At 71.3% G+C, this 20,296-nt stretch carries 19 protein-coding genes; 4 read left to right on the top strand and 15 right to left on the bottom strand.

The window, feature by feature from the left end; translation table 11 throughout:
• The first annotated feature begins 53 nt into the window (after nucleotides 1-53).
• Together AB0878_RS15955 and AB0878_RS15950 are read left to right on the top strand one after the other, a co-directional pair.
• Nucleotides 54-389 (top strand): DUF485 domain-containing protein, encoded by a 336-nt coding sequence (locus tag AB0878_RS15955; protein WP_366580405.1) that lies wholly within the window; start codon nucleotides 54-56, stop codon nucleotides 387-389.
• On the top strand, nucleotides 386-1,927 hold the full coding sequence (locus AB0878_RS15950; RefSeq protein ID WP_366580404.1) for a cation acetate symporter: 1,542 nt from the start codon (nucleotides 386-388) through the stop codon (nucleotides 1,925-1,927). Before AB0878_RS15955 ends, AB0878_RS15950 begins: the two co-directional genes overlap by 4 nt.
• Here the strand turns inward: AB0878_RS15950 and AB0878_RS15945 are convergent, their stop codons facing one another.
• From AB0878_RS15945 to AB0878_RS15930, 4 genes are all read right to left on the bottom strand, one after another.
• Nucleotides 1,928-2,635 (bottom strand): DUF2334 domain-containing protein, encoded by a 708-nt coding sequence (locus AB0878_RS15945; RefSeq protein ID WP_366580402.1) that lies wholly within the window; start codon nucleotides 2,633-2,635, stop codon nucleotides 1,928-1,930.
• Nucleotides 2,636-2,710: 75 nt separating this feature from the next.
• On the bottom strand, nucleotides 2,711-3,232 hold the full coding sequence (locus tag AB0878_RS15940; protein WP_366580401.1) for an NADPH-dependent FMN reductase: 522 nt from the start codon (nucleotides 3,230-3,232) through the stop codon (nucleotides 2,711-2,713).
• A 471-nt stretch (nucleotides 3,233-3,703) separates the two neighbouring features.
• Nucleotides 3,704-4,537 carry a patatin-like phospholipase family protein gene (locus AB0878_RS15935; protein ID WP_366580399.1) on the bottom strand — a complete coding sequence of 278 codons (834 nt, stop codon included), beginning with the start codon at nucleotides 4,535-4,537 and terminating at the stop codon, nucleotides 3,704-3,706.
• Between the two features lie 32 nt (nucleotides 4,538-4,569).
• Entirely contained in the window at nucleotides 4,570-5,454 is an 885-nt protein-coding gene (locus tag AB0878_RS15930) for a phosphoribosylaminoimidazolesuccinocarboxamide synthase (RefSeq protein ID WP_366580397.1), read from the bottom strand.
• Between the two features lie 47 nt (nucleotides 5,455-5,501).
• On the opposite strand from AB0878_RS15930, the gene AB0878_RS15925 reads away from it, so the two are divergent.
• Together AB0878_RS15925 and AB0878_RS15920 are read left to right on the top strand one after the other, a co-directional pair.
• Entirely contained in the window at nucleotides 5,502-6,293 is a 792-nt protein-coding gene (locus AB0878_RS15925; protein ID WP_366580395.1) for an SAM-dependent chlorinase/fluorinase, read from the top strand.
• Between the two features lie 66 nt (nucleotides 6,294-6,359).
• Complete coding sequence (locus AB0878_RS15920; RefSeq protein ID WP_366580393.1) at nucleotides 6,360-7,598, top strand: hypothetical protein; 1,239 nt, start codon at nucleotides 6,360-6,362, stop codon at nucleotides 7,596-7,598.
• Here the strand turns inward: AB0878_RS15920 and AB0878_RS15915 are convergent.
• The 11 genes from AB0878_RS15915 to AB0878_RS15865 all read right to left on the bottom strand — a co-directional run bounded on the left by AB0878_RS15915 (nucleotide 7,540) and on the right by AB0878_RS15865 (nucleotide 20,171).
• Nucleotides 7,540-8,898: an FAD-binding oxidoreductase gene (locus AB0878_RS15915; RefSeq protein WP_366580391.1), complete on the bottom strand. Its 1,359-nt coding sequence runs from the start codon at nucleotides 8,896-8,898 to the stop codon at nucleotides 7,540-7,542. The genes AB0878_RS15920 and AB0878_RS15915 overlap by 59 nt on opposite strands.
• A gap of 133 nt (nucleotides 8,899-9,031) precedes the next feature.
• Nucleotides 9,032-9,772, bottom strand: a complete 741-nt coding sequence (locus tag AB0878_RS15910) for an amino acid ABC transporter ATP-binding protein (RefSeq protein ID WP_366580390.1) — start codon at nucleotides 9,770-9,772, stop codon at nucleotides 9,032-9,034.
• A complete protein-coding gene (locus AB0878_RS15905) occupies nucleotides 9,769-10,536 on the bottom strand; it encodes an amino acid ABC transporter permease (protein ID WP_366580388.1) in 768 nt (255 codons plus the stop codon). The genes AB0878_RS15910 and AB0878_RS15905 overlap by 4 nt, the downstream gene beginning before the upstream one ends.
• Nucleotides 10,537-10,542: 6 nt before the next feature.
• Nucleotides 10,543-11,319, bottom strand: a complete 777-nt coding sequence (locus AB0878_RS15900) for an ABC transporter substrate-binding protein (protein ID WP_366580387.1) — start codon at nucleotides 11,317-11,319, stop codon at nucleotides 10,543-10,545.
• Between the two features lie 48 nt (nucleotides 11,320-11,367).
• On the bottom strand, nucleotides 11,368-12,171 hold the full coding sequence (locus tag AB0878_RS15895) for an ABC transporter substrate-binding protein (RefSeq protein WP_366580385.1): 804 nt from the start codon (nucleotides 12,169-12,171) through the stop codon (nucleotides 11,368-11,370).
• Between the two features lie 230 nt (nucleotides 12,172-12,401).
• Nucleotides 12,402-13,511 carry an alpha/beta hydrolase gene (locus AB0878_RS15890; RefSeq protein WP_366580383.1) on the bottom strand — a complete coding sequence of 370 codons (1,110 nt, stop codon included), beginning with the start codon at nucleotides 13,509-13,511 and terminating at the stop codon, nucleotides 12,402-12,404.
• A 92-nt stretch (nucleotides 13,512-13,603) separates the two neighbouring features.
• A complete protein-coding gene (purB, locus tag AB0878_RS15885; RefSeq protein WP_366580381.1) occupies nucleotides 13,604-15,031 on the bottom strand; it encodes an adenylosuccinate lyase in 1,428 nt (475 codons plus the stop codon).
• A gap of 220 nt (nucleotides 15,032-15,251) precedes the next feature.
• Nucleotides 15,252-16,142, bottom strand: coding sequence for a DUF4380 domain-containing protein (locus AB0878_RS15880; RefSeq protein WP_366580379.1), 891 nt, complete (start codon nucleotides 16,140-16,142; stop codon nucleotides 15,252-15,254).
• Complete coding sequence (gene dgoD / locus AB0878_RS15875) at nucleotides 16,136-17,284, bottom strand: galactonate dehydratase (RefSeq protein ID WP_366580377.1); 1,149 nt, start codon at nucleotides 17,282-17,284, stop codon at nucleotides 16,136-16,138. The genes AB0878_RS15880 and dgoD overlap by 7 nt, the downstream gene beginning before the upstream one ends.
• A gap of 28 nt (nucleotides 17,285-17,312) precedes the next feature.
• On the bottom strand, nucleotides 17,313-18,026 hold the full coding sequence (locus tag AB0878_RS15870; RefSeq protein ID WP_366580376.1) for an SDR family oxidoreductase: 714 nt from the start codon (nucleotides 18,024-18,026) through the stop codon (nucleotides 17,313-17,315).
• 33 nt (nucleotides 18,027-18,059) lie between these two features.
• The gene (locus AB0878_RS15865; protein WP_366580374.1) at nucleotides 18,060-20,171 is read right to left on the bottom strand and encodes a hypothetical protein; all 2,112 of its coding nucleotides are present in this window, start codon (nucleotides 20,169-20,171) and stop codon (nucleotides 18,060-18,062) included.
• Nucleotides 20,172-20,296: the final 125 nt, after the last annotated feature.

Genomic DNA, 20,296 nt, shown 5'->3' with positions numbered 1-20,296 from the left:
TGTCTTACTTACGAGCGTTAGCTAGCCTCTGTCCACTTTGAAAGGAGCAGTCCATGCCGACTCCCTCCCCCTCCTCTTTGGACACCGAGTTTGCGCAGGTCGAAGCCACGCCCGCGTTCCAGACGCTCGTGCGATCGCGGCGCCGGTTCGTGGCCGTCGCGCTCACGGCCGGCCTCGGCTGGTTCGCGCTGTTCCTCGTGCTCGTCGCGTGGCTGCCGGGCTCGCTGGGCTCGTCGGTGTTCCGCGGCTTGACGCTCGCGTACGCGCTCGGCTTGAGCCAATTCGCGCTGGTCGGGGTCATCACGTGGGCCTACCTGCGCCGCTCGGCCCGGGTGTTCGACCCGCTCGAGGCGGCCGCGCTCGGCCGCACCGCGGTGGTGGCCCGGTGAACGCCGTGCGGCTCACCGCGTTCGCGGTGCTGATCGTGGTGACGCTGGTGGTCACGTTCTTCGCGGCCCGCCGGACCAGCACGACCACCGAATACCTGGCCGCGGGCCGCGGGATTTCCGCGGCGCAGAACGGCTTCGCGGTGGCGGGCGACCTGATGTCCGCCGCGACCTTCCTCGGGTTCACCGGGCTGATCTTCCTCAGCGGCTTCGACGGCTGGGTGCTGGCGATCGCCGCGGCCGTCGCGTTCCTGCTCGTACTGCTGGTCTTCGCCGAGCGCATGCGCAACGCGGGCCAGTTCACCGTCGCCGATGTGCTGTCGTACCGGCTGCGCGCGCGGCCCGTGCGCGCGATGACGGCGTCGGCGAACCTGTTCATCGTCACCATCTACCTGATCGCGCAGCTGGTGGGCGCCGGTGTGCTGATCCGGGCGCTGACCGGGCTCGCGTTCACGCCGGCGGTGATCATCACGGGCGCCGCGATGCTCCTGTACGTGGTGTTCGGCGGCATGCTCGCCACAACCTGGGTGCAGATCATCAAGGCCGCGCTGCTGATGGCGGCCGGGCTGGCCCTCGCGGTCGGGGTGCTGAGCCAGGTCGGCTGGAACCCGATCAGCCTGTTCGACCGCGCCGCCGCGGCACACCCGCTCGGCGACGCGTACCTCGCGCCCGGCGGTTCGCACCGCACCCCGCTGAACACCGTCGCCGCGGCGGTCGCGTTCGTGATCGGGACGGCCGCGCTGCCGCACATCCTGATCCGCTTCTTCACCGTGCCCGACGCGAAGACGGCCCGGGCGTCGGTGGGCTGGGCGATCGGGCTGATCGGCACGTTCTTCGTGCTCACGTCGATCATCGGCTACGGCGCTCGCGCGCTGCTCGGGTCCGCGGGCGAGAAGCCGGCCGGGCCGGGGGCGAACCTCGCGGCGCCGCTGCTCGCGCAGCACCTCGGAGGCGGGCCGGACGCGTTCGGCGGCCAGGTGTTCATGGCGTTCGTCGGCGCGGTCGCGTTCGCGACGATCCTGGCGGTCGTCGCCGGGCTGGTGCTGTCGGCGTCGGGTTCGGCTTCGCACGACCTGTGGTCGAACGTGATCCGGCGCGGCGACGCGACCGAGCGGGAGCAGAAGCTCGTGGCGCGGCTGTCGTCCGCCGTGATCGGCGCGATCGCGGTGGCGGTGACGCTGGTGGCGGGGCCGAACTTCAACGTCGCGTTCCTCGTGGGGCTCGCGTTGTCCGTCGCGGCGAGCGCGAACTTCCCGGCGCTCGTGCTGGCGTTGTCGTGGCGCGGGTTCACCACGTGGGGCGCGTTGGCCGGCATCGCGAGCGGGCTGGTGAGCTCGGTGGTGCTGATCGTGCTGAGCCCCGCGGTGTGGCCGGGCGGGGCGGCGCACGCGCCGTTCCCGTTGGACTACCCGACGCTCGTGTCGATCCCGCTGGGCTTCCTCGGCTGTGTCGTCGGGTCGAAGCTGAGCCGGGCGCGCGAGGACGACACGAAGTTCACCGAGCTGCGCGTGCGGGCGGCGACGGGCCTCGGCGCGGAGTGATCAGGCCGCGGCCGCGCGGCGCAGGGAGCCGTAGGTGCTGCCGAAAGCGCGGTATTCGATGGCGACGTCGACCGCGTCGAGCAGGGCCTGGCGCAGGCCGGGGCGGGTCAGGTCGGCCGCGTCGATGCCGAGGCGGACCAGTCCGCCTCGGCGGGCGGCGCGGGCCGACGCCAGCACGAGGGCGAAGCAGCGGACCGTTTCGGTGCGGTGTGACTGGCTCGTGAACTCCTGCACGCGCGCCCGCCGCACCTCGCCCGTCACGAGGTCACGGACGGAACCCGCGTCGGCGCAGAGCGTGAAACCGTGTTCCCGCAACGCTTGCAGCGTGCCCTGCGAAGCGAGCCAGCGGGGCGGCGCGAAACCGTCGACGGCGACGCCGGTGGTGTCGAGCGCGGCCTTCGCGGCGATCAGGCGCAGGCGCGCCTCGTGCGCGGGCAGCGCGGCGAATTCCGCGCGGCGGCCGAGCTGGACGGTGCGGTGCGTCGGCGTGATGCGGTGGTCGTAGCCGTGCAGCAGCACCGAGTCGCCCGCGGCGGCGCGCGTGCGCACCCACGCGGTCACGGGACCGTCCTCGGTCCGCGCGACGTGCAGGATCGACAGCGGCACCCGCCGCCGCTCCAGCTCCGACGCGAGGTCGGCGCAGCGGTGCAGCGTGCGCGGGGTGGCCCCGGACAGCGATACCAGCAGGCGAGCATCCACGTGTCCCATTGCGCCTCAGCCCGGTGGCGCGTGCCTGACAACGCCGTGAACTGCACAGAAAGGACACATGAGAGTTACGCAGTGTCAGGCTTTGGTGGCCTCCACCAACCGGCTCACGGCCATCGCGATCCGGCCGCGGAGGTCAGGGTCGGTGATCACGCCACCGGACGCGGTGTGGCGCGGGATCGGGATGCGCGCACAGGCGTCTTCGATGATGCGCGCGCCGGCGTAGGTGAGGACTTTGCGCAGGGACTCGTGGGCGTCCGCGCCGCCGGTCGGGGCCGCCACGGACGACGCGTTGATCCACGACACGGGCTTGCCGTAGATCTCGCCGCCGCCGACGGTCCAGTCCAGCAGGTTCTTGAACGACCCCGGCAGGCCGCCCGCGTACTCCGGCGTGCAGATCAGCACGCCATCGGCCGCCCCGACCTCCGCGCGCAACGCCACCACGGCCGGGTGCAGGGGATCTTGGTCGTCGTCGGGGTTGAAGTGCGGAAGGTCGCCGAGGCCCGCGTAGACCTTGGACTCGGTGAACCCCGCAGCGGTCCCGATCACCGCCGCGTTCACCGAACCGCCCCGCAGACTGCCACAGATGAGCAGGATCACGGGCGCCAGTCTGCCAGTGAAAGTCGAGTCGGCCGCCTGTTTTCTGCCTCACTCATGAAGTGATCACACCGCGGACAAGCCCTCGCCCTTCCGGCGGGGCCTCCCCGTCCCAGCTTATCGACGCCGGCGCCCGAAAAACGGCGCGTACAGGACCTGTGGACAAGTGCGGCTCGGGTGGATAGGTGTGGACAAGTCTGAGGACGGAGTTGCCAGAAGTCGGGCGAACCGCGAGGAACGTCGAGTCACCACCAGGCGATCCCCGGCCCTCCCCTGCGCTCGCCCTGCCTCCGTGGCCGGACGGCGAGCGGCCGGGCTGTTGGGGCCGAGCGGTAAACCCGGCCCAGGCGGTCGCGCCGATCGCCACGAGCAAAGACGGCGTGAGGTGCTCTCCGGGAAGTACTGCGTAACAGTCAGTTGGTGTTGTCGCTTCCCGCCGGCTCCTCACTCTCGATCAGCCGGCGGGCGAAGCGATCACGACCAGACGATCTCCAACACCTTCCCCTGCGCGCGTCCCGCTTCGGCGGAGGGGCGGCGGGTCGCCGGGTCGAGGGGGTTCTGGCCGATGGCCGCGAGGGAGGCCTCGTCGGGTTCCACGACGGCAACGGCAGCACCGCCGGCGCGCAGCGAGGCCACGACGTCCGCGAAGGGCTTTTCCGTGGGGAACACGTCGGCCGAGCCCAGCGGCATGACCACGAGCACCCGGCCGTAGCCCGCGGCGTAGTCGGCGTTGTCGGCGGAGCGCACACCGCCGTCGACGTAGCGGTGGCCCTCGATCGAGACCGGCGGCCAGATGCCCGGCACGGCGCAGCTGGCGGCGACGGCGTCGACCAGCGGAACGCCCGAGTCGTTGCGGAAGACGCGGGGCTCGCCGGAGGCGGCGTCGACGGCCACGATCGCCAGCTCGCGGGTGGGCCACTCGTGCGAGGGCAGCCGCGCCTCGATCACCGAGCGGCGGCGGGACTCGGGCACCGTCGAGGCCGCCAGCGCGAACTCGCCGACCGCGCGCCGGACCTCGAGCACCGAGCCGGCCGACACGGCGGCGCCGAACTGCTCGCCGAACTTCTCCAGGTCCACCTCGACCGGGATCTCCGGGGACTGGCGCGCCGGGTCGGTCTGGCGGACGTACAGCTCGCCCAGGCTCAACCCGCTGCCGATCTGCGCCGCGACGGTCGAACCCGCCGAAGTGCCGACGATCAGGTCGGCCCCGCTGACGTCACGCCCCGCGTCGGCCAGGCCCGCCAGCAGGCCCGTCATCCACGCGATTCCGGCGACCCCGCCGCCGCCCAGTACCAAAGCCTCGCTCATGGCCCCCAGTCTGCCAGCGACCACCGACAGTTTCAGGCGCCCGGCCAGTCGGCCAGCGAAAGCCCGCTGATCCGCTCGTAGGCCTCGACGTACCGCGCGCGCGTGGCGGCCACGACGTCGTCCGGCAGCGGCGGCGGCTGGGTGTTCGACGCACGGTCCCAGCCGGACGGACCGGTGAGCCAGTCGCGCACGTACTGCTTGTCGAACGACGGCTGCGCGTGGCCGGGCTCGTAGCCCTCGGCCGGCCAGTAGCGCGACGAGTCGGGCGTGAGGACCTCGTCGGCGAGGACGAGCCGGCCCTCGGCGTCGAGGCCGAACTCGAACTTCGTGTCCGCCAGCAGGATGCCGCGCTCGGCCGCGAACTCGGCGCCGCGGCGGTAGATGGCGAGCGTCGCGTCGCGGACCTCGGTCGCGCGCGGAGCGCCGATCTGCGCGGCGACCGTTTCGAACGACACGTTCTCGTCGTGCTCGCCCAGCTCGGCCTTCGTGGCCGGCGTGAAGATCGGCTCGGGCAACCGCGCCGACTCGACCAGGCCGCCCGGCAGCTCGACGCCGCAGACCGAGCCGCTGCGCTGGTAGTCCGAGAAACCCGACCCGGTGAGGTACCCGCGCGCGACGGCCTCCACCGGCAGCATGTCCAGGCGCCGCACGAGCAGCGCCCGGCCGAGGACCTCGGCGGGGATGCGCGGGTCGTCCCAGGCCACGAGGTGGTTCGGGATGAGGTCGGCGAGCTGGGTGAACCAGAACACGCTCATCGCCGTGAGGACGCGGCCCTTGTCGGGGATGGGCGTGTCCAGCACGAAGTCGTACGCCGAGATGCGGTCGGACGTGACCAGCAACAGGTGGTCGTCCCCCACGGCGTAGAGCTCCCGGACCTTGCCGGCGGCGATCTTCGGGTATTCGGCGAGCGTCGTCACGGCTGCACCCTAACCCGAGGCCGTCGGAACCGAGGATGATGCAGGTCATGCGCTACCGCTGGATCTCGTTCACCACCGACTACGGCCTGCGCGACGGCTTCGTCGCGGCCTGCCACGGGGTGATCGCGCGCCTGGCGCCCGACGTCCGGGTGCTCGACGTGACGCACCTCGTGCCACCGCACCAGGTGCGCCCGGGCGCGGCGGTGCTGGCGCAGACCGTGCCCTCGCTGCCCGATGCCGTGCACCTGGCCGTGGTGGACCCCGGCGTGGGGACCACCCGGCGCGGACTGGTCGTCGTCACCCCCCGAGGTCCGCTGGTCGGGCCCGACAACGGGCTGCTCCTGCCCGCCGCGGCCGCCCTCGGCGGTGTGACCGAGGCCTACGAGATCGACGTGCCCGGCCCGGCGTCGGCGACCTTCCACGGCCGCGACGTGTTCGCCCCCGCCGCCGCGCGCCTCGCGCTCGGGGCCGAACCCGCGAGCTTCGGGCCCGAGGTCGACGACCTGGTCCGGCTGCCGGAGCCGTTGATCGCCGCGTTCCCCGGGAAGCTCGTGTCGGACGTGCTGACGGTCGACCACTTCGGCAACGTCCAGCTCGCCGCCACCCCCGCCGACCTGGAGCTGACCGGGCTCGCCGGCGGCGTGACGGTCCACAGCGAACGCGTCGCGGTGTCCGCGACGATCGGGCGGACGTTCGGCGACGTGCCCCCGGGCGCGAACCTGGTTTTCACCGACTCCGCCGGCCACCTGGCGGTCGCCGTCAACGGCGGATCCGCTGCTGCCGTGCTGAATTTGGGCGCCGCCGAGGAATGCACGATCACCGCTTCCCCCGCCGGCTGAGCAGAACGCCGCCTTGTCAACGCCCGCACCGAGAGGCGAGTGTGGACGAAAAATGGGGAGGCACGAATGGCGGCGTTGGTTTCCCACGGCAACAAGGTCATTTCCGCGGGGTTCTTCCGCGACGACGAGCTCGATTTCGCGACGCGCGGGGTGCTCGGCCGAGCGGTGCGCGGGGCGAGTGAGGTCGGCGAGGTGCTGGCGACGATCGCCCGCGTCGGCCGGCAAGCGGACTGGGCGCGCGAATGGGAACGGACCGCGGCCCGCGTCCAGGAAGAAGCCCTGAAGGCGCGCGAAGCCGGGCACCTGGTCAGCGCCGGCTCCCACTACCTGCGCGCGGCGACGTACTGGGCCTGCGTCGTCGACGGACTGTCCACAGGGGACGACACCGCCGCGTTGACCGAAGCGTTCCGCCACCACCGGGAATGCTGGGAAGCCGTGGTCGACTGCTCCGACGGCGCCTTCCTCCGCGTCCCGGTTCCCTACGAAGGCACAGAGCTGCCCGGCTACCTCCTGCGCCCCGACGCCTCCGGCACCGCACGCCGGACGCTCGTCATCACCAACGGCAGCGACGGCGCCCTCAGCGACCTGTGGACCTCCGCCGCCGCCGGCGCGCTGGCTCGCGGCTGGAACGCCTTCCTCTACGACGGCCCCGGCCAGCAGTCGATGCTGTTCGAGAGCGAAACGTGTTTCCGCCACGACTGGGAAGCCGTGCTCACCCCGGTCGTCGACACGCTCGTCGACCGTCCGGACGTCGCCGAGCTCGCCGGCTACGGCATCAGCCAGGCCGGCTACTGGCTGCCCCGTGCGCTCGCGTTCGAGCACCGCCTGGCCGCCGCGGTGCTCGACCCGGGTGTGGTCGACGTGTCGGCGTCGTGGATGCACCCGCTGTCCAGGGGCATGCGGTCGGCGCTCGCGCACAGCGAGCGCGACGCGTTCAACCGCGACATGGGCCTCGCCGTCCGCCTGCCGGGCCTGCGCCGCACCCTGACGTTCCGGGCGCGGCCGTACTCGCACGAGGACTGGTACGACCTGTTCAAGGCCGTCGAGAAGTACCGGCTGGACGAGGAAACCGTCGCCGCCATCAGCACACCCCTGCTCATCACCGACCCCGACGACGAGCAGTTCTGGCCCGGTCAGTCCAGCCGGCTCGCCGAGCTGGTGCGCGGGCGCGGCGGCCGCGCCGACCTGCTGCGGTTCACCGTCGAGGAGGGGGCCAACGAGCACGTGCAGCCGATGGGCCGGTTGCTCACCGAGAACCGGATGTTCGACTGGCTCGAAGAGCTGGTGCCACCACGGCCGGCGTGAAGCTGAACACGTCACCCGGATCCCAGACCTCCTTGAGCCGCGCGAGTTCCGTGGCCGTGGCCGGTTCGTAGCAGGACGACGCGTCGACGTGGCTCGTCGGCAGGAACGTCCTCAGTGGACCGCCCGCGCTCCACTCCGAAACGGCGTCGTAGACGTGCGCCTGTGACCCGGGGGTGGTGCCGGGGTAGGCCGACGTGAACAGGTTCAGCCGCGCCGCGCGGTGCCCGACGGCGTTCGCGATCGCCGGCCGGTCGGCCAGCGCGCCGCCGAGGTGGCGCAGCTCCAGCATGAACGGCGCGTGCGGGTCCACGAGCGAGGGCACGACCTCCAGCGCATCTTCGCCGGTCAGCGCGACGCTCTCGCTGTCGACCGGCATCGGGCCCACCGGATCCGCGTGGATCGAGCCGAGGTCGGTCAGCGGCATCGTTTTCACCGTGTCGAGGAACGGGCCCGCCGTGATCAGCGGCTCGACGAACCGCCGGCCGGCGTCCGCGGCGCCGAGGTAGGCCACGCGCAGGTGGCAGCAGAACCGGCCCCGCAGCGGCTCGGGCACGCCCGGCACGTCCGGGAAGGCGAGGAACGCGAGCGACAGGCTCAGCTCCCGCGGCGCCGTCGCCAGGCTCGACCGGAACCGCTCGATGACCACCGGCGCGCGCTCGGCGGTGAAGAACAGGCCGCCGCCGTAGAGCTCGGGCAGCGGCACCAGGCGGGTTTCCAGCGCCGTGACCGCGGCGAGGTTGCCACCGCCGCCGCGCAGGGCCCAGAACAGCTCGGGGTGCTGCTCGGCGGTGACGGTGAGCTCGCGGCCGTCGGCCGTCACGACCTCGAGGCGGCGCACGTGGTCGGCGGCGTACCCGTGGCGCCGGCCGAGCATCCCGAGGCCGCCGCCGAGGCTGTAGGAGACGAAGCCGACGCCGGGCGCGGACCCGACCGGTGCGGTCAGGCCGTGTGCGGCGGTGGCGGCGAGCACGTCGCCCGCGGTGGCGCCGGCCGAAACGCGCGCGACCTGCCGGCGCGGATCGACCTCGACGCGGTTCAGGCTCCGCGTGGTGACGAGCAGGCCGCCGCCCATCGAGCGGTGCGCGCCGTGGCCGGTCGCCTGCACGTCGACGGCCAGCCCGTGCTCCGCGGCGAAGCGCACGCCCGCGACCACGTCGGACTCGGCCCCGGCCGCCACCACCACCTCGGGCCGGTGGTCGAGCGCGCGGTCGAACCCGGCCCGTTCCCGGTCGTATCCCACGTCGCCCGGAAAATAGACGCCGCCCTTGACCCGCGCGGTGAGCTCCCCGGCTCCACCCATCTCGGCTTCCTCGCTCTCGCCTCGAGCGTGAATGCGATGAAGTGCGGGGCCGAGACTACGCCCCGGAACTCTCCGGTCAAGTCACCGAATTTCGTGATACGCGCGAACGATTCGGGGAAATTGCCGAGAGCGCTCAGAGCACCTGCGAAAGGAACTGCTGCAACCGCGGGCTGCGCGGGTTGTCGAAGATCTGGTCCGGGCTGCCCTGCTCCACGATCCGGCCCGCGTCCATGAACGCCACATCGTCGGCGACGCTGCGAGCGAAGCCCATTTCGTGCGTGACCACGATCAACGTGAGGCCCCGCTCGGCCAGGCCCGCCATGAGGTTCAGCACGCCTTTGACCAGCTCGGGGTCCAGCGCGGAGGTGGCCTCGTCGAACAGCATCACCTCGGGGTCCATCGCCAGCGCCCGCGCGATGGCCACGCGCTGCTGCTGCCCGCCGGAGAGCGCCGACGGCCGGTACGGGGCCTTGTCCTCCAGGCCGACCTCGGCCAGCCGCGCGTGCGCGATCGCCGTTGCGTCCTCTTTGGACAGTTGCTTCACGCTCCGCAGCGGCAGCACGATGTTGTCCAGCACGCTGCGGTGACCGAACAGGTTGAAGTGCTGGAACACCATGCCCACGCGCTGGCGCAGCACGTCCGGGTTCGAGTGGATCACGCTGGTGCCGTCGAGCAGCAGGTCGCCGCTGTCGGGTTCCTGCAGGCGGTTGACGCAGCGCAGCAACGTGGACTTACCCGAGCCCGAAGGCCCGATGACACACGTCGTGCGGCCGCTGGGCACGCTCAGGTCCACGCCGCGCAGGACTTCGAGCGTGCCGAAGCTGACGTGGATGTCGCGCAGCTCCACACTGGACGAACGCACGGCGGTGGTCACAGGCTCACCCTCTCGGTGTTCACGAGCGACAGGTTGCTGCCGCCGTCGTCGCCGGGGTCGGCGCGGACCTTGCGGCCGGTCTGCAGGCGCTTGTCGATGTAGTTCACCAGGTGCGTGAGCGGCACGGTGATCACGAGGTACACCGCGCCGGCGGCCACCAGCGGCGACAGGTTGCCCGTGTTGGCCGCCAGGTCCTGGCCGATGCGGAACAGCTCGCGCTGCGAGGTGAGGAACCCGAGGAAGTACACCAGCGTCGAGTCCTTCACCAGCGCGATGAACTGGTTCACCAGCGCGGGCAGCACGCGGCGCACGCCCTGCGGGATCACCACCAGCAGCATCGCCTTGGTGTAGGTCATGCCCAGCGCGCGGCTGGCCTCCAGCTGTCCTTTTTCGACACTCTGGATGCCCGCGCGGAAGATCTCGCCGATGTAGGCCGCGGCGATCAGGCTCAGCGCCGTGATGCCCAGCGGGTACGGGTTGTGGCCGACGATCGGCCGCGCAAGCGTGCCGAGACCCTGGCCGATCACGAGGATCGTCAGGATCGCGGGCAGACCGCGGAAGATGTCGGTGTACACCCGCGCGGGCCAGCGCAGCCAGATCTTCTTGGACAGTCCCATCACGGCCAGCACCATGCCGAGCACGGTGCCGATGACCGCCGACACCCCGGCGAGGATCAGCGTGTTGACCAGGCCCGTCTTGAGCAGGTCGGGGAAGACCTGCCAGATGTAGTCCCAGTTGAGGAACGTGTCGAGAAACTGATCCATAACGCGCTACTGCCCCGTGGCGAAATCGGTGGGCACGGGCTCGTTCGGCTCGAACTGCTGGTGCACCTTCTTCCAGGTGCCGTCGGCGACGACCTTCTTGATGCCGTCGTTGAGCTTGTTCAGCAGGTCGGTGTTGCCCTTCTTCACAGCGTACCCGTGCGGGATCGTCGTGGTGATCGTCTTGGTGACCTTGAGGCCCGGGTTCTTCGCCGAGTAGTCCTCCGCCGAGGCCGCGTCGAACACCGCGCCGTCGATCGCCGACGACTTCAGCGCGCTCAGCGCCGCCGCGTCGTTCGGGAAGCGCACGGCCTGGGCCTTGGGTGCGTTGGCCGCGAGCCAGGTGTCGGAGACGGTGCCCTGCACCACGCCGATCCGCTTGCCCGCCAAGGAGTTCTCGTCGGTGATGCCCGCCGTCTCCTTGGCCTCGATGCCGAGCGACTGGTAGTTGTACGGATCGGAGAACGCCACCGTCTGCTTGCGCGCGTCGGTCTGCGCGATGCCCGCGCTGCCGATGTCGAACGTCCCGTTGGCGACCTGGCCCAGCAGCGCGGAGAAGTCTACCGCGACGAACTCGACCTTCAGGTTCTCCTTGGCCGCGATGTCCTTCAGCAGCTCGTTGTCGAACCCGGTGAACTGGCCGTTCTCCTGGTAGGCGTTGGGTCGCGAGTCGCTCAGCGTGCCGACGCGCAGGGTGTCACCGTCGCTGCCGCTGCCCCCTCCGCACGCGGTGAGCGTGGCGAGCAGGGCCGCCGCCGTGACGGCTGTGACCAATGTCTTCTTCATGTCACTCCTCAGCTTCCCGGCCGGAACCGTCGATGCAGGATAAGACAGTCACGCGTTCTTCACCGGCAGACCGGGACCGCCCTTGGCCAGCTCCGGGGCCACGGGCGCCTGCTTGAAGAACTGGGCGTGCAGGCGGGCGACGGTGCCGTCCGCGACGGCCTTGGCGAGGCCGTCGTTGAGCTTGTTCAGCAGGTCCGGATTGGACTTCGCGACCGCGTAGGCCGAGGGCGTGTCCTTGTCCAGCACGGTGTAGCCGAACTCCAGCGGCACGGTCGGGTTCTGGTCGAGGTACTTCTGGCCGATGTCCTTGGGCACCACCCAGCCGTCGAGGCCGCCGTCGCGCAGCTGCGCGAAACCCGCGTTGTAGTCGGGGAAGCGCACGACCTCGGCGCCCGCGAGCTTGCCCGCGAACTCGTCCTGCACCGATCCCTGCACCACGCCGAGGCGCTTGCCCGCGAACGCGCTCGCGTCGGCCAGGTTCGCGCCCTTCTTGCTCACGACGGTGGTGTAGCTGGTGTCGTAGCCGTTGGAGAAAGCGACGGTCTTCTTGCGCGCGGTGGTGGCCGAAATCGTGGAACTGCCGATGTCGAGCTGGCCGCCCGCGACCTTGGCGAGCAGGCCGGAGAACTCGGTGCCGACGAACTCGACCTGGAACCCTTCGCGCTTGGCGATGTCGCGCAGCAGCTCGTTGTCGTAGCCGGTGAACTGGCCGTTTTCGAGGTAGATGCTCGGCGGCGCGTCCGTGAGGGTGCCGACGCGCAGCGTCTGACCCGACGCGTCCGACGAGCCGCACGCGGTGAGCGTGACGGCAGAGGCGACTACGACGGCGAGGGTGCTGAGGAGCTTGCGCATGACTTCTTCCTGGCTCACGGACATGAAAAACGCCAGGCCGCGGGGTGCGGCCTGGCGCTTCCGGGTTCAGCGTCCGAGATTAGGGATTTCGCCCGATCGGGTAACTTCGTCTCAGTACGTGGACTTCGTGCCCGCGGTCACAGGAATTCGCGCCGGCGCTGGTCGAGCCGGAACCGGTTTCCTGGTGAACGGGACTCGCGGGCTTTGCGGGCGCTCGCAAATGAGGTAGCTCACGGCATCGGGCCGGTCTCCGCGCACTGCGCTTTTCCGCCGCCGAAGGTGGTTCGCAGCCACGACAGGTACAACGCGTTCGCCGCCGGCGCGGCGAGCTCCTCCTGGATCGCGTGCCCGCTGCCGGCGACCAGGTGCGTGGCGAGGCACGCGTTCGGCAGCAGCTTCTTCTCGTAGCTCTGGAACGCGGGCGCGCCACCGCACTGCGGCGTCGGCGACGGCGGCGCGCCCACCGGATTGCCCTCGCAGTAGTGGCGGTCGAACTGGCCGACGGCGACCAGCGCCGGCACCGTGATCCGGGCCGCCTGCGCGGCCGCGGCGGCGCCCTGCGGCCGGGACGACAGCTCGGTGTCGGACAGGATTCCCTGGTGGGCGCCGATCACCGGTAGCGCTTTCGGGTCGGTGCCCGGGCCGTGGACGAGGCCGATCTGCTCGACCTTGTCCGGCAGCACCGTCACGTACCCGTCGTCCAGGCCTTGCCACCGGGTCCCGACGGTCCGCGCCGGCACCTGGTAGAGCTTGTCGAGCTGCAGGGTTTCCGGGGTCACGGCGGCGCCGTACCCGGTGAGGATCAGGGCGTCGAGCACTCCGGCGTGCTTGGCCGCGACGCCGGCCAGCGTGCCGGAGCCCAGCGAGTGGCCGATGCCGACAACGGTGTGCCAGGTCGTGCCGAACACCTGGGCGTCGCTGCGCAAGGCCGTCGCCACCTGGTCCGCAGTGGACACTTGCGCGTCGTAGGTCACCGCTTTGCTCGACGCCGGCACGGTCGAGCGTCCGGTGCCGAGCCGGTCGAGCGCGTAGGTGGCGTAGCCCTCGGCCAGGGCTGCGCGCACGAGGCTGTTCGAGCGCAGCTCGGGCAGGTCCCAGTAGTCGGCGTTCTCGCCGCCCCCGGCGACGAGCAGCAGCACGGTGCCGTTGCCGCTCGGGGGCGCGCACAGATCACCGGTGAGCTGGCCGGGCGCGGCGACACCGGGGATCGAGACCGGGGTCTTCACCACCCGGCACGCCGGCGCCGGAGCTTGGGCGGGAGCGGCCGGCGGGCCGCTCGAACACGCGGCCGCCAGCACGGCGGTGAGCAGGAGAACCAGGCCACGGCGGGCGAGGGGCATCGTCGACTCTCTTCTGTCGCCAGTGCCCCGAGGCTAGGAAGCAGCCTCGCTCCGCAGTAGCCGGATTTTCCGTCGGGTCCCGTCAGTTCCGCTTACAGGATCGGTCCCGGCGCGTACTGCGCCGCCTCGGGGAAGCGCTCCAGCACGGTCTCCACGCGCTGGGCCACCTCCTCGACCTGCGCCGGCGCCACGCCCGTGAACGAGATCCGGTCGGCGAGGAGTTTGTCGAGGTCACCGCGGTCGAGCGGCAGCCGGTCGTCGGCCGCCAGCCGGTCGAGCAGGTCGTTCTCGGCACCGCGCTCGCGCATGGCCAGGGCCACGCCGACGGCGTTCTCCTTGATCGCCTCGTGGGCCGTCTCCCGCCCGACGCCGCCGCGCACGGCCGCCATCAGCACCTTCGTGGTGGCGAGGAACGGCAGGTAGCGATCCAGCTCACGCTCGACCACGGCCGGGAAGGCGCCGAACTCGGACAGCACCGTGAGGAAGGTCTCCAGCAGGCCGTCGAGCGCGAAGAACGCGTCAGGCAGCGCGACGCGACGCACGACCGAATCGGACACGTCGCCTTCGTTCCACTGGTCGCCCGCGAGCTCGCCGATCATCGACAGGTGCCCGCGCAGCACGACCGCGAGGCCGTTGACCCGCTCGCACGAGCGCGTGTTCATCTTGTGCGGCATGGCCGACGAGCCGACCTGGCCCGGCTTGAAGCCCTCGGTCACGAGCTCGTGGCCGGCCATCAGGCGGATCGTCTTGGCGAGGCTCGACGGCGCCGCGGCCAGCTGCACCAGCGTGGACAGCACGTCGAAGTCGAGCGAACGCGGGTAGACCTGGCCGACGCTCACGAAGTGGTTGCGGAACCCCAGGTGCTCGGCGATCTTGGATTCCAGGAGGTCCAAAGTGGACTCGTCGCCCAGCAGGTCGAGCATGTCCTGCGCCGTGCCGACCGGGCCCTTGATGCCGCGCAGCGGGTAGCGCTCGATGAGGTTGTCCAGGCGGGAGAACGCGACCAGCAGCTCGTCGGCCGCGGTCGCGAACCGCTTGCCCAGCGTGGTGGCCTGCGCGGCGACGTTGTGCGAGCGCCCGGCCATCACGAGGTCGGAGTGCTCCACGGCCAGCGCGGCCAGGCGCGCGAGCACCGCGGCGACACGGCTGCGCATGAGCTCCAGCGACCGCAGCTGCTGCAGCTGCTCCACGTTCTCCGTGAGGTCGCGCGAGGTCATGCCCTTGTGCACGTGCTCGTGGCCGGCGAGGGCGTTGAACTCCTCGATGCGGGCCTTCACGTCGTGGCGCGTCACGCGCTCGCGCTCGGCGATCGACTCGAGGTTCACGTCGTCGATCACGCGCTCGTAGTCCGCGAGCACGCCTTCGGGCACCTCGACGCCCAGTTCGTTCTGCGCGCGGAGCACGGCGAGCCACAGCTGCCGCTCCAGCACCACCTTCTGCTCAGGCGACCAGAGCCGCACCAGCTCGGGCGAGGCGTAGCGGGCAGCGAGCACGTTGGGAATCCGGGGCTTGTCCGTCACGCGGCCACGATACCCGCGCAGGTCAGACGTGGGCGGGGCCGGTGGGATCACAGTGACTCCCACCGGTTCGGCCTCGCGAAGGCCTCGGCACCCCGTGCACCGAGCCGGCGGAGAGCCTGACACACCCGACCGCGGGTGCGCGAGGGATTTATCGGAGGCACTCACGGTGACGAACGGGCACGAACCACGTCGCGCGCGCCCGGCTGGAACGCCTGAGCCGTCAGCCCGAGACGGTTCCGGTCACGGTCAGCGACGTCGTCTCACCGGGAGCGAGCGTGGTCAGCGGGCCGAGCGCCTCCAGCTCCACGATGCGCGCCGGCGGGTCGAGGTCGCCCAGGTCGGCGAGGGGTTCCGGCAGCGGGTGTTCCAGCCAGATCTCCAGCGGCGACCCGGCGTCGGGGTACTCCGCGGCCGGGTCGACGTCGAAGGACAGCGTGAGCGTGGTCTCGCCGATGGTGCACGAGACCCAGCCCGCGGTGTCCGGCACGCCGAGCTTGCCGACGACGTCCTGCGCCGGCACCACGAGCGTGCCACCGTCCACTGTGTACTTCGGGTTTCCGGTGCCCGCCACGAGCTCCACGACGGCCGGGGTGCGCACGCCGGTCAGGCCCGCCGTGACGGTGCCGCCGCCGGGGAGCTGGGTGACGTTCCACAGGGCCCAGCGCACCGGCGCCTCGGAGCAGTTCGCCGCGGTGAGCCGCAGGGTGTACGAAGCGCCCGAGCCCAGCGTCAGCTCGCGCGTGAACCGCAGGCCCGTGCGGGGTTCGACGCCGCTGGTCAGGGTGACCGAGCACCCGGTGAGGCCGGAGACGGAGTACGGGCCCGAGTCCAGCACGGGGTCCGGCGGCCCCGCCCACTGGCCGGGCCCGTCCCAGCCCTGCGGTGCGGGCCAGGTCTTGTCTCCGCCGTAGTTGACCCAGTCGCCCATCCGGCCGGAGTTCGGGGCCAGGACGTGACCGTCGAGCGGCTGCAGGTCGGGACTCAGCAACGCCGGGTTGCGCCACAGCAGGTCGACGTCTCCGTGCGCCAGCGACAACAGCCGCCCGCCCAGCGCCGGGACGACGCCGAGCCGCAGCACACCGTTGTCGAGCCACACGACGTCGGTCACCATTCGGCGAGCCCGCCGTCGTCCAGGCGCCACACCGGCGAACGCCAGTGGTGGCCGACCTCGTCGGCGCGGCGCACGGCTTCCTCGTCGACCTCGATGCCGAGGCCCGGGGCGGTCGGCCGCGCGGCGTAGCCGTCGGTGAAGCGGAACAGCGCGGAGTCCGTGAGGTAGCTCAGCGCCTCGGTGCCCTGGTGGTAGTGCATGCCGAGACTTTGTTCCTGGATCAGGAAGTTCGGCGTCGCGAAGGCCACCTGCATCGACGCCGCCAGCGAGATCGGGCCGAGCGGGCAGTGCGGGGCCATGCTCGCGCCGTAGACCTCGGCCAGCGCGGCGATGCGCCGCAGCTCCGAAATGCCGCCGGCGTGCGACGGGTCGGGCTGCACCACGGCGACGCCCGCGTCGAGCACCGGCTTGAACTCCCAGCGCGAGTACAGCCGTTCGCCGACCGCGATCGGCACCGTCGACGCGGAGACGACCGACGCCAGCGCGCCTCCCTGCGTCTCCGGCAGCACCGGCTCCTCGACGAACATCGGCTGGACCTCTTCGAGCATCTTCACCAGCCGCCGCGCCATCGCGGGCGAGACGCGGCCGTGGAAGTCGATGGCGAGGTCGCGCTCCGGGCCCAGCGCCTCACGCGCCTCACGCGCCCGGGCCAGCGCGGCGTTGGCTTCGGCGGGTGACGCGATGGGCGCGAGCGGTCCCGCCACGTTCATCTTCACCGCCGTGAAACCGGCCTCCACCTGCGCGGACACGGCGTCGAAAATGCCCGAAGGACGGTCGCCGCCCACCCACGAATACACGCGCACGCGGTCGCGCACGGGCCCGCCGAGCAGCTCGTGCACGGGCACCCCGTGCACCTTTCCGGCGATGTCCCACAGCGCGTGGTCGAAGCCCGCGAGCGCGCTGGAGAGCACGGGCCCGCCGCGGTAGAACCCGCCGCGGCGCAACGTCTGCCAGTGGTCCTCGATGCGCAGCGGGTCCTGGCCGACGAGCAGCTCGGCCATCTCGTGCACCGCCGCGCGCACCGTCTCGGCGCGGCCCTCGACCACGGGCTCGCCCCAGCCGGAGATGCCCTCGTCGGTGTTCACCTTCAGGAACAACCAACGTGGTGCGACGAGGAACGTCTCGATACCGGTGATCTTCACCTGACCCCCACTTCCTAAGAGACGCGGTCTAAGCGGAATCCTTGGCGGCCGACCAGCCGCCGTCGACGGTCAGGTCGGCGCCCGTGACGAACGAGGCCGCCGGCGAGAGCAGGAACGCGATCACGGCGGCGACCTCGCCCGGGTCGCCCAGCCGTCCGACGGGCGTGGCCCGCGCGCTGCGTTCGATGTCCTCTTCGGTGAGCCGGTCCCACGCCTGCGTGCGCACGGGACCGGGCAGCACCGAGTTCACGCGCACTTCCGGCGCGTACTCCACGGCGAGCTGGCGGGCCAGCGAAACCAGCGCGCCCTTGCTCGCCGCGTACGCCGGGTGGCCCGGCAGGCCGAACCGCGCGTGGACCGAAGACACCAGCACGACGGAACCCCGCCGGGCCCGCAGCGAGGGCAGGCACGCCTTCACCGCGAGGTAGGAACCGGTGAGGTTCACGTCGAGCTGGTGCTGCCACTGCTCGCGCGGCATCTCGTGCAGCGGACCGGTGGTCGGTACATACGCGTTGCTGACCAGCGCAGTGATGCCCCCGCCCTCGCCCGCCATCGCGACGACCTGCGCCCAGGTCTCGTCGGCGGTCACATCGCCGCGCACGCCGGCGAGGTCGTCGGGGAGGGGGGCGAGGTCCACACCCACGACGCGGTAGCCGTCGGCCTGCAGGCGCCGGGCCGTCGCCGCGCCGATGCCTGACGCGGCACCGGTCACCACGGCCGTCGGGTTGTCTGGTGTGGACATCGCCAAATCCTCCTCGTGCTCAGAGCCTGGTACTCAGAGCTTGTCTACGCGGACATGGTCGTCCGGACCACGCACCCCGAGCCAGACGCCATTCGCGTCAGCCGCACCGCCGAGGGTGCCCACGACGCTGCCGGACGGGTACTTCGGCTGCTTGAACCAGCCGGCCCACGTGGTGCCGGTGCGGTCGTTCTGCCACAGCGTGTAGTCGCTGGCCAGCGCGAACACCGAGACCTTGTCGCCTTGCGCGACGAGCGTCGGGCTGCTCGAGACGGTGCCGCCGATCGACGTCCAGTCCGACCACGTGCCGTCGGTGCCGCGGGTGCGGACCCACACGCCGTCGTCCGGGGTGCGGACGGCGACCGTGGTGCCGGCCGTCGAGGTCGCGGCGCCGGGGCGGCCGTAGATCTGCGCGCCGTTCGGCGAGCCGAGCGAGGACCAGCGGCCGTCGGTGGTGCGGGTCCAGACCTGTCCGTCGGTGCCCCGGGTGTAGAGCGTGCCGTCGGCGGTCACGGACGGCGAGTCGGTGAGGTTGCCACCGAGCCGGTGCCAGGCGCCCCAGCGCTTCCCGTCGTAGGTCAGCTGCCACACGGCGTTGTCCAGACCACGGACGTAGACGTCGATGGCCGAGCCGTGCGCGTTCGCCGCCGGCTGGCCGAGGAACGGGCCGCCGATGACCGAGGTGCCCTTGCCGAGGCCCTGCGTCTGGAGCACACCGAGCGGGCCGCGGGTGAACGTCACGGTCTTGTCGCCGCTGCGGACCACGGCCGGACTGGCCGAAGCGCCGCTCGCGACGCTGGTGCCGGGCACCAGGTCCGTGCCGTGCAGCTTCAGGAACGCCGTGCCGTGCGCGGGAACCGTGACGGTGTAGGTGCCGGTCGCCGAGCCGCGGTCGGCGCGGGCGCGCAGGTCGCGGATCGAGACCTTGCCGGTGAGGCCGGCGTCGGCGAAGTTCAGCGTCATCTGCGTGTCCGCGTCACCGCGGTTGAGCAGCACGACCGCGCGGTCGCCGTCCTTCGAGAGCCGCTTGCTGTAGGTGTCGGTCGAGCCGTTGGAAGCCACGCGAACGCCCTGGATCCCGAGCTTGTCCTGGTCGACGGCGATGATCTCGGGGTTCTTCAGCGTGTCGATCATCGACTGCGGCAGCGTGCGCGGGTCGGAGCCGATGATGAGCGGGGAAGCCATTTCCGCCCACAGCACGAGCTGCGTGGTCGACTCCTCCTCGTTCATCTCGAGGGTGCCCTGCTCGGTCTTGCGCATCGGGATCAGGAAGTCGGGGTCGTTCCAGTGGCCGGGCCCGTTGGCCTCGGGGTGCGCCGCGTTGACGTCGGCGTTGCGCAGCATGTCCTTGTAGATCCCCTCGTACGGGGTTCCGAAGGCCACGTCGGTGTTGGTGCGCCAGGAATCGGCCACGAGCGGGCCGAAGGTGTAGGAGACGCCGGCGGTCTGGCTGGGCGTGTGCGGCACGCCCCAGTCGTCGGTCACCGGGTTGCAGATGTTCAGGATCATCTTGCGGCCCGCCTTCTGCAGGGCCGCGCTGAACTCGGTGTACGCCTTCGCCGGGTCGAGGTTGTTCGCGATGCCGCAGAGGAAGTCGACCTTGATCGCGTCGAACTTCCAGGTGGCGAAGCGCTTCGTGTCCTGCTCGTAGTAGCCCTGGCTGCCCGCGGCGCAGTTCTTGCCGTCGGACGGGCCGGCGTCGGTGTAGATGCCGGCGAGCAGGCCGCGGTCGTGGATGTACTTGACCAGCGCGGACATGCCGGACGGGAAACGCTCGGGGTCGGGCACGAGGTTGCCCTGCGCGTCACGCGGGACCTTGGCGTTCCAGCCGCCGTCGATCCAGACGTACTTGTAGCCGGCCTTGGCCAGGCCGCTGGAGACGAGGTAGTCGGCAACACCCTTCACGCCGGCCTCGGTCACGGTCGGCATGCCGAAGTAGTTGTTCCAGCCCATGTACGGCGTCTGCGCCAGGCCGGAGTTGTAGTAGTCCGGGGCGCCCTGGTCGGCGGCGGTGGACTGCTGCGGGAAGAGCGCGGCGGGGGCCGCGGAGGCGGGGGTCGCGAGCCCGACCACGGTGGCGGCGGCCGCGGCCACCGCCACCGTGGTCGTGAGTGCCCTGCGGGATCTGCGTGGGGAGCGCGGGAGCATGTGGCGACACCTTTCGTCGTCGAAACAGCGCCGAAGGGGGCCGTGATCGTCCGGCCCGCGAGCAGCATGCCGGGGTCGCGGAGGTCGCGTCAAGAATAAATCCTAAATTAAGATTTCACGCGGTA

The sequence above is a fragment of the Amycolatopsis sp. NPDC047767 genome (genome assembly GCF_040704195.1).
In the GTDB taxonomy this organism is placed as follows: Bacteria; Actinomycetota; Actinomycetes; order Mycobacteriales; family Pseudonocardiaceae; genus Amycolatopsis.
Note: the sequence above shows the minus strand (reverse complement) of the source record. Positions and strands in the feature narration are given on the sequence as shown.

Bases quoted from the DNA above. Each gene is read 5' to 3' on its own strand.
- AB0878_RS15955 (WP_366580405.1), top strand. From the start codon at position 54: ATGCCGACTCCCTCCCCCTCCTCTTTGGACACCGAGTTTGCGCAGGTC.
- AB0878_RS15945 (WP_366580402.1), bottom strand. From the start codon at position 2,635: ATGGGACACGTGGATGCTCGCCTGCTGGTATCGCTGTCCGGGGCCACC.
- AB0878_RS15935 (WP_366580399.1), bottom strand. From the start codon at position 4,537: ATGAGCGAGGCTTTGGTACTGGGCGGCGGCGGGGTCGCCGGAATCGCG.
- AB0878_RS15925 (WP_366580395.1), top strand. From the start codon at position 5,502: ATGCGCTACCGCTGGATCTCGTTCACCACCGACTACGGCCTGCGCGAC.
- AB0878_RS15920 (WP_366580393.1), top strand. From the start codon at position 6,360: ATGGCGGCGTTGGTTTCCCACGGCAACAAGGTCATTTCCGCGGGGTTC.
- AB0878_RS15915 (WP_366580391.1), bottom strand. From the start codon at position 8,898: ATGGGTGGAGCCGGGGAGCTCACCGCGCGGGTCAAGGGCGGCGTCTAT.
- AB0878_RS15905 (WP_366580388.1), bottom strand. From the start codon at position 10,536: ATGGATCAGTTTCTCGACACGTTCCTCAACTGGGACTACATCTGGCAG.
- AB0878_RS15900 (WP_366580387.1), bottom strand. From the start codon at position 11,319: ATGAAGAAGACATTGGTCACAGCCGTCACGGCGGCGGCCCTGCTCGCC.
- AB0878_RS15895 (WP_366580385.1), bottom strand. From the start codon at position 12,171: ATGCGCAAGCTCCTCAGCACCCTCGCCGTCGTAGTCGCCTCTGCCGTC.
- AB0878_RS15890 (WP_366580383.1), bottom strand. From the start codon at position 13,511: ATGCCCCTCGCCCGCCGTGGCCTGGTTCTCCTGCTCACCGCCGTGCTG.
- AB0878_RS15880 (WP_366580379.1), bottom strand. From the start codon at position 16,142: ATGGTGACCGACGTCGTGTGGCTCGACAACGGTGTGCTGCGGCTCGGC.
- AB0878_RS15870 (WP_366580376.1), bottom strand. From the start codon at position 18,026: ATGTCCACACCAGACAACCCGACGGCCGTGGTGACCGGTGCCGCGTCA.
- AB0878_RS15865 (WP_366580374.1), bottom strand. From the start codon at position 20,171: ATGCTCCCGCGCTCCCCACGCAGATCCCGCAGGGCACTCACGACCACG.